The sequence below is a fragment of the Roseomonas sp. GC11 genome (assembly GCF_024437745.1).
Lineage (GTDB): Bacteria > Pseudomonadota > Alphaproteobacteria > Acetobacterales > Acetobacteraceae > Pseudoroseomonas.
On the sequence record NZ_JANFNY010000058.1, the window covers coordinates 1 to 13,653 of the forward strand.

At 71.2% G+C, this 13,653-nt stretch carries 14 protein-coding genes; 9 read left to right on the forward strand and 5 right to left on the reverse strand.

The features are described 5' to 3' along the window. Nucleotides 1–126 precede the first annotated feature (126 nt). Together NON00_RS16955 and NON00_RS16960 are read right to left on the reverse strand one after the other, a co-directional pair. On the reverse strand, nucleotides 127–468 hold the full coding sequence (locus NON00_RS16955) for a type II toxin-antitoxin system RelE/ParE family toxin (RefSeq protein WP_256023394.1): 342 nt from the start codon (nucleotides 466–468) through the stop codon (nucleotides 127–129). Then, nucleotides 465–686 (reverse strand): type II toxin-antitoxin system ParD family antitoxin, encoded by a 222-nt coding sequence (locus NON00_RS16960; RefSeq protein WP_256023397.1) that lies wholly within the window; start codon nucleotides 684–686, stop codon nucleotides 465–467. The genes NON00_RS16955 and NON00_RS16960 overlap by 4 nt, the downstream gene beginning before the upstream one ends. Nucleotides 687–816: 130 nt before the next feature. On the opposite strand from NON00_RS16960, the gene NON00_RS16965 reads away from it, so the two are divergent. The 5 genes from NON00_RS16965 to NON00_RS16985 all read left to right on the forward strand — a co-directional run bounded on the left by NON00_RS16965 (nucleotide 817) and on the right by NON00_RS16985 (nucleotide 5,223). After that, complete coding sequence (locus NON00_RS16965) at nucleotides 817–1,719, forward strand: CoA ester lyase (protein WP_256023399.1); 903 nt, start codon at nucleotides 817–819, stop codon at nucleotides 1,717–1,719. A gap of 196 nt (nucleotides 1,720–1,915) precedes the next feature. Beyond that, nucleotides 1,916–2,851 (forward strand): branched-chain amino acid ABC transporter permease, encoded by a 936-nt coding sequence (locus tag NON00_RS16970; RefSeq protein ID WP_256023402.1) that lies wholly within the window; start codon nucleotides 1,916–1,918, stop codon nucleotides 2,849–2,851. After that, nucleotides 2,848–3,813, forward strand: coding sequence for a branched-chain amino acid ABC transporter permease (locus NON00_RS16975; RefSeq protein ID WP_256023404.1), 966 nt, complete (start codon nucleotides 2,848–2,850; stop codon nucleotides 3,811–3,813). Before NON00_RS16970 ends, NON00_RS16975 begins: the two co-directional genes overlap by 4 nt. After that, complete coding sequence (locus NON00_RS16980) at nucleotides 3,810–4,580, forward strand: ABC transporter ATP-binding protein (protein ID WP_256023406.1); 771 nt, start codon at nucleotides 3,810–3,812, stop codon at nucleotides 4,578–4,580. Before NON00_RS16975 ends, NON00_RS16980 begins: the two co-directional genes overlap by 4 nt. Beyond that, the gene (locus NON00_RS16985) at nucleotides 4,567–5,223 is read left to right on the forward strand and encodes an ABC transporter ATP-binding protein (protein ID WP_256023409.1); all 657 of its coding nucleotides are present in this window, start codon (nucleotides 4,567–4,569) and stop codon (nucleotides 5,221–5,223) included. Before NON00_RS16980 ends, NON00_RS16985 begins: the two co-directional genes overlap by 14 nt. A 197-nt stretch (nucleotides 5,224–5,420) precedes the next feature. Here NON00_RS16985 and NON00_RS16990 read toward each other — a convergent pair whose 3' ends face one another. Next, complete coding sequence (locus tag NON00_RS16990; protein WP_256023411.1) at nucleotides 5,421–6,278, reverse strand: nitroreductase family protein; 858 nt, start codon at nucleotides 6,276–6,278, stop codon at nucleotides 5,421–5,423. Between the two features lie 51 nt (nucleotides 6,279–6,329). Then, a complete protein-coding gene (locus NON00_RS16995; RefSeq protein ID WP_256023414.1) occupies nucleotides 6,330–7,280 on the reverse strand; it encodes a LysR family transcriptional regulator in 951 nt (316 codons plus the stop codon). Between the two features lie 109 nt (nucleotides 7,281–7,389). On the opposite strand from NON00_RS16995, the gene NON00_RS17000 reads away from it, so the two are divergent. From NON00_RS17000 to NON00_RS17010, 3 genes are all read left to right on the forward strand, one after another. Beyond that, the gene (locus NON00_RS17000; protein ID WP_256023416.1) at nucleotides 7,390–8,712 is read left to right on the forward strand and encodes an ABC transporter substrate-binding protein; all 1,323 of its coding nucleotides are present in this window, start codon (nucleotides 7,390–7,392) and stop codon (nucleotides 8,710–8,712) included. Nucleotides 8,713–8,780: 68 nt separating this feature from the next. Then, complete coding sequence (locus NON00_RS17005) at nucleotides 8,781–9,944, forward strand: CaiB/BaiF CoA-transferase family protein (protein ID WP_256023418.1); 1,164 nt, start codon at nucleotides 8,781–8,783, stop codon at nucleotides 9,942–9,944. Nucleotides 9,945–9,974: 30 nt separating this feature from the next. Further along, nucleotides 9,975–11,144: an acyl-CoA dehydrogenase family protein gene (locus NON00_RS17010; protein WP_370688731.1), complete on the forward strand. Its 1,170-nt coding sequence runs from the start codon at nucleotides 9,975–9,977 to the stop codon at nucleotides 11,142–11,144. Here the strand turns inward: NON00_RS17010 and NON00_RS17015 are convergent. Next, the gene (locus NON00_RS17015) at nucleotides 11,138–12,016 is read right to left on the reverse strand and encodes a helix-turn-helix domain-containing protein (RefSeq protein ID WP_256023420.1); all 879 of its coding nucleotides are present in this window, start codon (nucleotides 12,014–12,016) and stop codon (nucleotides 11,138–11,140) included. The genes NON00_RS17010 and NON00_RS17015 overlap by 7 nt on opposite strands. A gap of 168 nt (nucleotides 12,017–12,184) precedes the next feature. Here NON00_RS17015 and NON00_RS17020 point away from each other — a divergent pair, with 168 nt between their 5' ends. Continuing rightward, nucleotides 12,185–13,555 carry an MFS transporter gene (locus tag NON00_RS17020; protein WP_256023422.1) on the forward strand — a complete coding sequence of 457 codons (1,371 nt, stop codon included), beginning with the start codon at nucleotides 12,185–12,187 and terminating at the stop codon, nucleotides 13,553–13,555. Nucleotides 13,556–13,653 lie beyond the last annotated feature (98 nt).

Consider the following 13,653-nt stretch of genomic DNA (forward strand, 5'->3'; position numbering starts at 1 on the left):
GAAGACCGCCCGATCATTCCTCGGCATCCTCTGCCTCGCAGCCACCGCAGACTGGATCAAGCTCTAACAGGCCTTAGTCAGGAAGAAGTCTTCTTTTTCTGAAGAAAAAGAAGCAAAAAGACTTTGTCAGGGGGCGTTGTCCTGCGGCGCCCCGCCTTGCATCCGCGCCGGAATGTCGCGCTTCATGTGCAGGACGCGCCAGACATCGATGTGGTCGGGGTGCTCGACATAAAAGACCAGGTAGGGGTAGCGGGGCAGGGGGCGGCTGCGCAGGCCGGGCAGCGAAAGCTCATGGGCGTAGCGCGGCGAGCCGGTGGCCGGGCGCCGCGCGATGGCGCGGTAGGCGGCCTGCAGCGCATCGACGAAGCCCATCGCCACCCGGGCGCCGGCGGTTTCCAGGTAATGGTCCACCGCCGCCTCGGCATCCTCGCGGGCCAGGGCGCGGGGCAGGACGGGTTTGCCGCTCACCCGGCCTTGGCGCGGGCGCGCAGGGCGTCGAAATAGGCGTCATCCACCGCGGCGGTGGAGGGGGAGGCGGCGCCCTCCAGCAGCAGGCGGCGCAGCCGCTGGCGGTCCTGGTCCGCGCGGATCAGCTCGCGCACATATTCGCTGCTGGTGCCGTAGCCGCGCCCGGCCACCTGCTCATCTACGAAGGATTTCAGCGCGTCGGGGAGGGAGATGTTCATCGTGCCCATGCCGGCAGGATAGGCCATCCTGGCAAAAATTGGCAAGGACAAGCGGTGGGGCGCGGCCGCTTGACAGGGCCGCGCCGGCGGTGCGCCATGCCGCGCAGGATCCTGGGAGAGAAACGCCGCCATGACCCACCCCGCCCCGCCGCCGCGCTGGCGCTCGCTGCTCTTCGTGCCCGCGCATGTGGAGCGCTTCCTGGCCCGGGCCCATGAGCGCGGCGCGGATGGCATCATCCTCGACCTGGAGGATGCCGTGCCCGCCGGGGAGAAGCCCGCCGCCCGCGCGGCCCTGGCCGGGCGGATCGCCGCCCTGGCGGTGCGCGGCCCGGCGGTGCTGGTGCGGGTGAATGCCGGGCTGCGCGCCCTGGCGGCGGATCTGGAGGCAGCGGTCTGGCCCGGCCTGTCCGGCCTCGTGCTGCCGAAGGTGGAGGAGCCGGCCCTGGTGCGCGCCACCTCCGCCGCCGTGGCCGAGCTGGAGCAGGAGCGTGGCATGGCCCCTGGCACGGTGCGGCTGCTGCTCCAGGTGGAGTCCCCCGCCGCGCTGTTCCAGCTTCCCGCCATCGCGGCGGCGGACCCGCGCAGCGTGGCGATGACCCTGGGGCCGGAAGATTTCTGTGCCGCGCTGGGCGCCGTGCCCGGCCCGGCCTCCCTGCTGGCGCCCAACCTGGCGGTGCTGATGGCGGCACGGGCGGCGGGGCTTCTGCCGCTGGGCTTTGTCGGCAGCATCGGCCAGTTCCAGGACCTCGACGCTTTCCGCGCCACCATCGCCGAGGCGCGCCGCCTGGGCTTCCGGGGCGCGCTGGCGGTGCATCCGGCGCAGGTGGGCATCATGAACGAGGTCTTCGCCCCCGAGGCCGCCGAAATCGCCTGGGCCCGCCGGGTGGTGGAGGGTGATGCCCAGGCCCGCGCCGAAGGCCGGGGGGCCTTCCAGCTCGATGGCCGGATGGTGGACCCGCCGGTGGTGCGCAGGGCGGAGGAAATCCTGGCTTTGGGAGATTTCTGTCCGTCTGGCGTCCCGCCTCAGCCCTGAGGCGGGACGCCAAGCTGAGAAAAGTTTTTTGGTTCTTTTTTCCAAAAAAGAACGCTTTCCCTATCCTTTCCGGTTCGATTGACGCCCCCCGATCCCGCGTGAAACACTCCCCGTAACGAACAGAAGACGCAAAGGGGGAGTGGATGAAGTCCAGGAGGGGCCAGGGTGCCCTGATTCCGGCCGTGGAGGCGCGGCCATGACGGGCTGGTTCTCCGAGAACGGCCTGCTGCTGGGGCTGGCCCTGCTGGATGGCTTGGCCTCCGCCGCCGCGATCTTCATGGTCGCGGTCGGGCTGAACCTCGTCTTCGGCGTGCTGCGCATCCTGAATGTCGCGCATGGCAGCCTCTATGCCATTGGCGGCTATGGCGCGGCCTCTCTGGCGGCGGCGATGGCGGCGATGGGGCTGCCGGGCTGGCTCTCGCTGCCGGCGCTGGTGGTGGCGGCGGCGCTGGCCGGCGTGCTGCTCGGCCCGCTGATCGAGCGCCTGCTGCTGCGCCGGGTGGAGGGGCAGGAGCCTGTCCTCCAGCTTCTCGTCACCTTCGCCCTCTTCATGATCCTGGAGGATGTGCAGAAGCTCCTCTGGGGCGTGCAGCCGGTGTCCAACGACGCGGCGATGCGCCTGCTCGGCACGGTGGACGTGCCCTTCGGCCAGGATGTCATCCCCTATACCGCCTACCAGCTTTTCGTCCTGCCGGGTGTGGCGGTGGCCACGCTGCTGGGGCTGGCCTGGTTCACCCGCCGCACGCTGGCCGGGCGCATCATCGTCGCCGTGACGGAGGACCGCGAGGCCGCGGCCTCCCAGGGCATCGATTCATCGAAGGTGATGATGCTCACCTTCACCGCCGGCGCGGCGCTGGCGGCGCTGGGCGGTGCGCTGGCCTCGCCGGTCAGCGCCATGGTGCCGGGGGTGGGGGCCTCGACCATCGTGCTGTCCTTCGCCGTGGTGGCGACGGCGGGGCTCGGCCAGGTCGAGGGCGCGGCGCTGGCGGCGCTGCTGATCGGCCTCGGCCGTTCCATCGCCGTCTATTTCGAGCCGGAACTGGAAGTGGTGGTGCCCTACCTCATCATGGTGGCGGTGCTGCTGGTGCGGCCGCAGGGCCTGTTCGGCGTGCCGGAGACGCGGCGGATATGAGCGCGCGCAACGAATTCCTCCTCGGCCTGCTGGGCGCCGCGCTGCTGGTGCTGCTGGCCCTCTCGGCGCCCTGGCTGCGCTTCGTGCTGACGGTGGCGCTGGCCAAGGGGCTGGCGGTGCTGGGCATCCTGCTGCTGCTGCGGGCCGGGCAGGTCAGCTTCGGCCATGCGCTCTTCGTCGCGCTGGCCGCCTATGCCGCCGCCTTCCTGGCGCCGCTGCTGCCCGAGGTCGCGCTGCTGCTGCCCGCCGCCGCGCTGGTCGCGGCGCTGGGCGGGCTGGTGGCCGGCCTCTTCGTCATGCGCTACCGGGACATCTTCTTCGGCATGCTGAACCTCGCCCTCAGCATGGTCTTCTACTCGCTGCTGGAGAAGCTCTATGGCCTGACCCATGGCACGGATGGCATCCGCCTGCCGCTGCCGCGCGTGCTGGGCCTGACGCTGGAGGGCGCGGCCTATGAGTGGGTGCTCTTCGCCCTGGCGCTGTCCTTCGCCTTCGGCTTCGCCGCGCTGGTGCGGCTGTGGCTGGCGGCGCCGCTCGGGCAGGCGCTCTCCGGCATCAAGACGCGGGAGGCGCGGCTCGAGTTCATGGGCGTGCCGGCGCGGCGCGTGCTGCTCGCGGCCTATATCCTCTCGGCGCTGATGGCGGGGTGCGGCGGCGCGCTGGTGGCGCTCACCAGCCGCCACGTCACCCCGGCCCTGGCCTATTGGACGGCCTCGGGCGAGCTGGTCTTCATCGCCATCCTGGGCGGGGCGGGCAGCGTGCTGGGCGCTTTCCTTGGCGCTGTCGTCTATGAGCTGACGCGCGTCTATGCCGCGGCGACCATCGCCGATGCGTGGCAGCTGATCCTCGGCACGGTGCTGCTGCTGGTCATCCTCTTCGCGCCCGGCGGGCTGGTGGGGATGCTGCGCGGCCTGCTGCATCGCCGCCCCACCCCCGCCAAGGCCGGGGAGCGCCCGGCATGAGCGCGCTGCTCTCCGCCCGTGGCCTGCGCCTCGCCTTCGGTGGCGTGCGCGCCGCCGATGGCATCGACCTCGACGTGATGGAACGCGAGTTCCTGGCGATCATCGGCCCGAATGGCGCGGGCAAGACCACCTTCATCAACATGACCACCGGCCATCTGCGGCCCCAGGCCGGCTCCATCACCTATCGCGGGGTGGAGCTGCTGGGCCGCAAGCCGCGCGACATCGTGCGCATGGGCGTGGCGCGATCCTTCCAGCTGCCGCAGCTCTTCACCGAGCACACGGTGCTGGAGAACGCCACCCTGGCCATTGCCGCGCGGGAAGGCGGCTGGGCCTCGCTGCGCCCGCTGCTGCGCCCCGCCTGGCGGGAGGAGGCGGCGGAGCTTCTGGGCCGCTTTGGCCTGGCCTCCGCCCTGCACCGGCGCGCCGATGCGCTGAACGAGGGCACGCGCAAGCTGGCCGACATCGCCATGGCCGTGGCGCTGCGCCCGCGCCTGCTGCTGATGGACGAGCCGACCAGCGGCGTCGCCGCCGCCGACAAGATGGCGGTGGTGGAGACGCTGGCCCGTGTGCTGCGCGATGAGGGCGTCACCGCCGTCTTTGTCGAGCACGACATGGATGTGGTGGCGCGCATCGCCGACCGCGTGGCGGTGTGGGGCCAGGGGAAGATCGCCGCGCTGGGGCCGCCGCGGCAGATTCTCTCCGACCCCATCGTGCTGCGCGACGTGATCGGTATTCCGGTGGGGGAGGCGGCGGATGCTGTGCCTTGAGGGGGTTTCCGTCGAGATCGCCGGCGCGCCGGTGCTGCGCGGCGTTTCGCTGGATGTGCCGGCGGGCGGGCGTGTCGCGCTGATCGGCCGCAACGGTGCCGGCAAGACGACGACGCTGCGCGCCCTGATGGGCCTGCTGCCCACGCGCGCGGGGCGCCTGCGCATCGGCGGGGAGGAGGCCGGCAGCCTGCCGCCGCATGGCCGCGCCGCGCTCGGCATTGGCTATGCGCCGGAGGAGCGCAGGCTGTTCGGCCGCTTCACCGTGGCCGAGAATCTGCGCCTGCCGGCGGAGGTTCTCGGCCTGTCGCGGGCGGAGACGGCGCGGCGGCTGGAGGTGGTCTATGACCTGCTGCCCGAGTTGCGCGGCTTCGCGCCGCGCAAGGCCGCCGGGCTGTCGGGCGGGCAGGGGAAGATGGTGGCGCTCGGCCGCGCGCTGATGGTGGGGACGCGGGCGGTGCTGCTGGACGAGCCGTTCCAGGGCCTCGCCCCCGCCCTCGCGCTGCGCTACGCGGAGGCGCTGCGGCGGCTGCGCGATGCGCTGCCGGATGTCGCCATCCTCATCACCGAGAGCAGCCCGGAACTGCTGCGGCCGCTGGTGGATGCGACCTTCGTCATCGAGCGGGGGGAAATCGCGCGCGGCTGAGGCGCGCTTGCTGGATTGAGGGGGCTTTGCCCCCTCAAACTCCCCCCTTCTTTCCCTTGGGCAGGGGACGGGGTCCCCTGCACCCGCCTTCCGTTGGGTTTCCAAAGGCCTCTGGTGGCTGCAAGGCGCTGCCTTGCAGGTCTGAGAGGGACAAAGCCCCTCTCAGGAGCAGGCTTCCAGTGTTGTCCTGTCGTCTCTCAGTTCAGCGGGAAGCCGAGGCGGCCGAGAATGGCGCGCAGCGCCTCGCGCCCATGCAGGGCGGAGAGGCGCCCCAGCCGCGCCACCACGCGTTCCGTCCAGCGATAGGGGCGGCTGTCCACCCGCGCGCTGAAGGCCAGGATCTGCTCGTCATAGGCGGCGATGCCGGCTTCTTCCGGCGCCGTGTCGTAGCGGCCCGCATGCAGCACCACGGATTGCGGCAGGCGCGGGCGGACCGTGCCCTCATGCCCTTCCGCCGCGTAGCCGACGCAGAGGCCGAACATCGCCGCGCTGCCCGGCGGCAGGGCGAGTTCCCGCGCCACGGCCTCCGGATTGTTGCGCAGCGCGCCGATATAGACGGTGGAGAGGCCGAGGGACTCCGCCGCCACCACGGCATTCTGCGCGGCGATGCCGCAATCGATCGCCGCCACCAGGAAGGTTTCCAGCAGCGGCTGCGCCGCCAGCTCCGTGCCGAGGCGCGCGGCCAGGCGGGCATGCCGCCCCTGGTCGGCGACGAAGACCAGCAGCAGCGGGCATTGCGTGATATGCGCCTGGCCATTGGCCACGGCCGCCATCCTAGCCCTGCTCCCGGCGTCGGTGACGGCCACCACGGACCAGCTTTGCATGTTGGACGACGTCGCCGCCGATTGCGCCGCCGCCACCAGCATCTCCAGCGTGCCGGCCGGCAGCGGATCGGGCCGGTAGCCGCGCACCGAGCGGTGCGAGAGCAGCAGCGCCAGCGTGTCGTTCCAGGGCAGATCAGACGGCAGGCCGTCCGGCAGGCCGGCGGCGGTGCCGTAGCGACCGGCCAGGGCGGCCTCGGCGGGGGAGGGGCGGCTGAGGGTCTCGGTGCTCATGCGGGGCATCCTGTCGCGTTCGCGGCAGCGCAGCGCGGAAGGCCCCCCCTGTCAATGCCGGGCCGGCTGGGGGCGTGCCGGCTGGGGCCGCGCCAGGGCGGGTTCCGCCAGATCGGGGCGTGGGCGCGCCAGCACCAGCCGGACGAAACGCGCGGTGACCTCCTGCGCGGTTTCCGTCTGGTGGGCAAGGCTCAGCTCGGCACAGGGCGCCGGGCCTTCCAGGGGGCGGTAGGTGACGCCCTCCGCCAGCAATTGCCCCATCGAGGCGGGCACGATGGCAATGCCCAGGCCGCTCGCCACCAGCGTGACGGTGGAGGCCATCTGCGGCGCCTCCTGGCTGATGCGCGGGGTGAAGCCGGCCGCCTCGCAGCCGCTGACGATGGCGTCATAAAGCGCCCGCCCGTTGCGCCGCGGATAGAGCAGGAAGGCCTCGTCGCGCAGCGCCGCCATGGGCAGGCTGCGCCGCGCGGCCAGGGCGTGGCCGGCGGGCAGCGCCACCAGCATCGGCTCGCGCAGCAGCGGCGTGCAGGGCAGGGCGCCGCATTCCCCCGGCGCCGGGCGCAGGAAGGCGGCATCGAGCCGCCGCGTGCGGAAGCGCTCCAGCAGTTCCGTCGTATGCGCCTCCACCAGTTCGACCTGCACGCCGGGGAAGCTCTCGCGGTAGTCGCGGATGCTGGCGGTGACGAAGGGGTTGAAGGCGGCGGAGGCGGTGAAGCCCACCTGGAGCACGCCAAGCTCGCCGCGCGCCGCGCGCCCGGCATTGCGCATGGCGCGCTCGCTGCGCGCCAGGATGTCCTTCGCATCGTGCAGCAGCCGCTGCCCCGCCGCCGTCAGCGCCACGCCGCGCGGCAGCCGGGCGAAGAGCTGCGCGCCCACCTCCCGCTCCAGCTGCTGGATCTGCTGGCTGAGCGGCGGCTGGCCGATCCCCAGCCGCCGCGCCGCCCGGGTGAAGCTCAGCTCCTCGGCGACGGCGACGAAGTAGCGGAATTGGCGAAGATCCATAGGGAAAACCCGAGAGGTCACGGCAGCCCGATATATTGGACCTGAGGGCGGAACAATGTCACTCTGCCCCCCAGAGCCGCTGAAGTGGCCGAATCAGGAGGAACTGTTCATGCAAAGCATGTCGCGCCGCAGCCTGTTGCAGGCCGGCCTTGGCGTCGGCGCCCTGGCGCTGGCCGGGCGCCCCGCCGCGCTCCAGGCCCAGGCCGTGAAGCCCGCCGAAATCAAGGTGGGCATCGCCACCTTCCTCTCCGGCCCTTCCAGCGTCTTCGGCGTGCCGGGGCGCCAGGCGGCCGAGCTGCTCTTCGACGAGGTGAACGCGGCGGGCGGCATTGGTGGCGTGAAGCTGCGCCCGATCTTCGTCGATGAAGGCCCGGGCGTGGATCATTTCGTCGGCGAGTATCGCCGCCTCGTGCAGAGCGAGAATGTGCAGATCGTCTTCGCCGGCATTTCCTCGGCCGACTGCCTCGCCTGCGCGCCGCTGGCCGATGAGCTGAAGCGCCCGACCCTGCTGTGGGATTGCGGCACGCAGCGCATCTTCGAGGATGGCAGCTACACCCATGCCCACCGCACCCAGGCGAATGCGACGCCGGAAGTGCTCTCCGCCCTGCTCTACCTGCTGAAGGCGAAGCCGGATTTCCGCAGCATCGCCGTGGTCAACCAGGACTATGCCTGGGGCCGGGATTCCTGGGAGATTTTCCGCACCGGGCTGAACACGCTGAAGCCCGGCACCCGCGTCGTGGCCGAGCTCTTCCCGCGCTTCGGCGCCACGGATTTCTCCAGCGAGATCACCCGCCTGCTGGCGCTGCGGCCGGATGTCATCCTCTCCACCTCCTGGGGTGGCGATCTGGACAGCTTCATCCGCCAGTCCGCCGACCGCAAGCTGTTCGAGCGCGCGACCTTCGTGCTGCCGCTGGCCGAATCCTCGCTGGAGCGCGTGGGCAAGGTGCTGCCGGCCGGCCATATCATCGGCGCGCGCGGCGACCACTGGTTCCTCCACCCCGCCCCGGCCGATGGCGAATTGCTGAAGGGCTTCACCGAGCGCTACCGCCAGCGCTTCGGCAGCTACCCGATCTATTCGAGCCACCACATGGCGCAGGCCGTCTTCGCCATGAAGGCGGGCTATGAGAAGGCGCTGGCCGCCAGGGGCGGCGCCTGGCCGAGCGATGCCGAGCTGTCGGCGGCCTTCCGCGGCCTCACCTTCCCCTCGCTCACCTCCTCCGTCACCATCCGCGAGGACGGGCAGGGGCTCGAGAACCAGCTGATCGGCACCACGGTCCATAGCGACCGCTACCCCTTCCCGGTGATGACGGACATGGTGGTCTACCCCGCCACCCTGGTCACCACGCCGGTGGGGCAGAAGAGCACCGACTGGCTGAAGACGCTGACGCCCGCGCTGCTCGACAGGGTGCCGCAGCCCGTCGCCTTCCGCTGACGCCCCGCCTCCCGCGGCGGCATGGGCCGCCGCGGGATTCTCGCCTGAACGGACCGGGATGATTGCCCATGACCCACCCTGTCGCACCCGCCGCCGCGCGCCCGCTCGAGGGCCTTCTGGTGGTGGCGCTGGAGCAGGCGGTGGCCGCGCCCTACTGCACCTCCCGCCTCGCCGATGCCGGCGCCCGCGTCATCAAGATCGAGCGCCCGGAAGGGGATTTCGCGCGCGGCTACGATGCCGCCGTGCACGGGCTGTCGAGCTATTTCGTCTGGCTCAACCGTGGCAAGCAAAGCCTCGTCGCCGACATCAAGGATGCGGAGGACGCGGCGCTGCTGCACCGCCTCCTGGCGCGCGCCGATGTCTTCGTGCAGAACCTCGCCCCCGGTGCCGCCGAGCGCGCGGGCTTCGGCAGCGCGGCACTGCGCGCGCGCCATCCGCGCCTCATCACCGTCGACATCACCGGCTATGGCAGCGGCCATGACTATAGCGGGATGAAGGCCTATGACCTTCTGGTGCAGGCGGAGAGCGGGCTGGCCGCCATCACCGGGCACCCGGCGGGGCCGGGGCGCGTCGGCGTCTCCGTCTGCGACATCGCCTGTGGCATGGCCGCCCATGCGGCGGTGCTGGAGGCGCTGATCGGCCGCGGCATCACCGGCCAGGGCCGCAGGCTGGAGGTCAGCCTCTTCGACGGCATGGCGGACTGGATGAACGTGCCGCTGCTCTATACCGAGGGCACCGGCCAGGCGCCGCGCCGCGTCGGCCTCGCGCATCCCTCCATCTGCCCCTATGGCGCCTTCTCCACCGCCGATGGCGCGCTGGTGCTCTTCTCCATCCAGAATGAGCGGGAATGGGCGCGCTTCTGCGCCACGGTGCTGCGCCAGCCCGAGCTTCCCGCCACGCCGGGCTTCGAGAGCAACAATGCCCGCGTCGCCCAGCGGCCGGTGGTGGATGGGCTGATCGCGCGGCATTTCGCCACGCTGACGCGCGCGGAAGCGGCGGCGCGGCTCTCCGCCGCCGGCACCGCCTATGGCTTCGTCAACGAGGTGGCGGATTTCGCCCGCCATCCGGCCCTGCGCCGCGTGCCGGTGGTGACGCCGGGCGGCGCCGCCTCGATCGTGGCGCCGCCGGTGCTGCACGATGGCGCGCCGCCCGCCCTCGGCCCCGTGCCCGCCATCGGTGAACATGATGCGGCGATCCGCGCCGAATTCGCCCCCGCGCTCTGCGACGGCTGAGGCAACACAGCAAGGAAAGGCCAACACGGCATGGACTGCATGACCAGCGCGGTGGACCCGCATGCCGATCTGCGCGCCGAGGTCGCCAAGCTCTGCGCCCGCTTCCCCGGCGAATACTGGCGCGAACTGGATGCGGCGCGCGGCTACCCGACGGATTTCGTCCGCGCCCTCACCGAGGCGGGCTATCTCGCGGCGCTGATCCCGGAGGAGTATGGCGGGGCCGGGCTCGGCCTTTCCGCCGCCGCCGCCATCCTGGAGGAAATCCAGCGCCAGGGCTGCAATGGTGCCGCCTGCCACGCGCAGATGTACATCATGGGCACCATCCTCCGGCATGGCAGCGCGGCGCAGAAGGCGGCCTATCTGCCCGCCATCGCCAGCGGCGCGCTGCGCCTCCAGGCCTTCGGCGTCACCGAGCCGACCAGCGGCACCGACACCACGGCCCTGCGCACCACCGCCCGGCGCGAGGGCGACCGCTACATCGTCAACGGCCAGAAGATCTGGACCAGCCGCGCCGAGCATTCCGACCTGATGCTGTTGCTGGCCCGCACCACGCCGCGCGAGCAGGTGGCGAAGAAGACCGAGGGGCTTTCCACCTTCATCGTCGATATGCGGCAGGCCCTGGGCAAGGGGCTGACCATCCGCCCCATCCGCACCATGATGAACCACAATTCCTGTGAGGTCTTCTTCGACAATATGGAGGTGCCGGCGGAGAACCTCGTGGGCGAGGAAGGAAAAGGCTTCCGCTACGTGCTGGACGGCATGAATGCCGAGCGCCTGCTGATCGCCGCCGAATGCATCGGCGATGCCAAGTGGTTCATCGAGAAGGCCGTCGCCTACGCGAAGGAACGCGTCCTCTTCGGCCGGCCGATCGGGCAGAACCAGGGCGTGCAGTTCCCCATCGCCCGCGCCTATGCCCAGATGCGCGCCGCCGAGGCCATCGTGCAGAAGGGGCTGGAGAAGTTCGAGCGCGGCGAGCGCCCGGGGGAGGAGGCGAATATGGGCAAGATGCTCGCCGCCGAGGCCAGCTGGGCCGCCGCCGAGGCCTGCGTGCAGACCCATGGCGGCTTCGGCTTCGCCGAGGAATATGACGTCGAGCGCAAATTCCGCGAGACGCGCCTCTATCAGGTGGCGCCGATCAGCACCAACCTGGTGCTCTCCTATCTCGGCGAGCACGTGCTGGGCATGCCGCGCAGCTACTGATCCTCCGCCCGCTCCGCCGCGCGGCGGTAGGCGGCGGGCGAGACCCCCTCGTGCCGGGTGAAGAAGCGCGAGAAATAGGCTGGCTCGAAGCCCAGCGCATAGGCGATGGCGGAGACCGGCTGCCGGCTCAGCCGCAGCATCTGCCGCGCCTCCGCCATCCGCCGTTCCTGGATCAGCGCCAGCGGCGCCTGCCCGGCATGGGCGCGGCAGAGGCGCGTCAGCGTCCCCACCGAGATGCCGAGCTGGCCGGCATAGGCGGCCAGCGGCAGGGGGCTGCGGTAATGCTGCTCCACCGCGGCGCGGAAGCGGCGGAACAGCGCGGCCTCGCCGCCCTGCTCCTGGACACGGCCGGGGGTGTCCAGCTCCAGCTCGGCCAGCAGCAGCAGCAGGTTGCCCGCCAGCGCCGCCGGCCGCGCCGCGGGAAAAGCCCCCGCCAGCCGGGTGAAGGCCGCCTCCACCTCCGCCGCGCGCGGGGCGGGCAAGGTGTGGCAGCCGATCCGGGGCGGCGGCGCGCCCTGCCCGGCGAGATGGCAGCAGGCCGCCAGGAATTCCCCGGCCAGGGTCACCACCACCCCGTCGCTGCCGGGCTGGTAGCGGAAGCCATGCACCGCCTCGGGCGGGATGCTGAGCAGCGCCGGGGCCTGGATCGGCTGCTCCCCCTGGGGCTCCACCAGCACCCCGCCACCCTGGCGCAGCCAGAAGAACTGGTGCAGGTCGCGGTGCCGGTGCGGGCGGATCGTCCAGGCATGGCGGGCGCTGCGCACCATCAGCGGTTCGACATGCACAGGCCCGGGGCGCGGGCGCGGGGCGGGCTCGCCATAGAGGTCGCAGGCGGGGGCGGGGTCAGGCAGGGGCACGGCGGAAAGGCCCATCGGGCACGTCCAGGGAAGTTGGATAATCCAACTTTCTTTCGCGAATGTGCATGGATCGGTCCAGTGAAACATTTGATATCTTATATATGTTTGGACCGGGCCCGCCCCCGCCCGCCGCGTCCGCCCCTGGCCGCGGCCCTGGCTCCGGTCCAGCCGAGGGAGACATCCATGGAAGGAAGCCGGTCCCTGGACGTCCAGGAATTCCTGGACGGCCAGCCCTTCTCCGCGTTGCAGCGGGTCATTTTCGTCCTGTGTTTCGCCATCGTCCTGCTCGATGGCTTCGACACGGCGGCGATCGGCTACATCGCCCCCTCGCTCATCAAGGAATGGGGCGTGGCGCGCCCGGCCCTGGCGCCGGTGCTGAGCGCCGCGCTGTTCGGCCTCGCCGCCGGCGCGCTCAGCGCCGGCCCGCTGGCCGACAGGCTGGGGCGCAAGCTGGTGCTCACCGTCTCGGTGGCCGTCTTCGGCGTGGCCAGCCTGCTCTGCGCCACGGCGGACAGCCTGGACCACCTGGTGCTGTGGCGCTTCGCGACCGGGCTCGGCCTTGGCGCCGCCATGCCCAATGCCGTGACGCTGATGAGCGAGTACTGCCCGCGCGCCCGCCGCGCCACGTTGGTCAATGCCATGTTCTGCGGCTTCCCGCTGGGCGCGGCCTTTGGCGGCTTCCTGGCGGCCTGGATGATCCCGCAATGGGGCTGGCGCAGCGTCCTGCTGCTGGGCGGCGTGGCGCCGCTGGCGCTGGTGGTGCTGCTCGCCCTGCTGCTGCCGGAATCTGTGCGCTACATGGTGATGAAGCGCCAGCCGGCCGAGCGCATCCGCGCCGTGCTGCGCCGTATTTCTCCCCAGGCTGCGGCGGCGGAGCGGTTCACCCTCTCCGAGGATTCGGCGGCGCCGGGGCAGAAGAGCGGTGGCATCCGCCTCGTGCTGTCGCGCCGTTACGCGGTCGGCTCGGTGATGCTGTGGCTGGCCTATTTCATGGGCCTCGTCATCTTCTACGCGCTGATCAACTGGATGCCGATCCTGTTCGGCGATGCCGGGCTCTCGCCCAGCAGCGCGGCGCTGATCTCGGCGCTCTTCCCGCTGGGCGGCATCGGCGCCGTGTTCTTCGGCTGGCTGATGGACCGCTACAATGGCAACCGCATCATCGCCATCGGCTATGTGCTGACGGCGCTGGCCGTCGCGCTGGTCGGGATGGTGGCGGGCAGCCTGCCGCTGCTGGTGGGCATGGTGCTGCTGGCCGGCATCGTGATGAACACCGCCCAGTCCTCCCTGCCGGCCCTGGCCGCGGAGTTCTACCCCACCGAGGGCCGCGCCACGGGCGTGGGCTGGATGCTCGGCCTCGGCCGCTTCGGTGGCATCGCCGGCTCCTTCCTGGTGGGCGAGCTGTCCCGCGCGCAGATGTCGCTCTCCGGCATCTTCCTGGTGGTGGCGATGCCGGCGCTGCTGGCCGCCCTGGCCCTGGTGGTGAAGCAGATGGCCCACCCCCAGGCCGCGCCCTCCGCCATGGCCCGCCGCGAGGCCGCCCTGGCCGGGCATTGAGGGCAGGGAAAGCGGTTCTTTTTTGAAAAAAAGAACCAAAAAACTTTTTTCAGTCAGCGTCCCGCCTCAGGCCTGAAGCGGGACGCCAGACTGAAAAA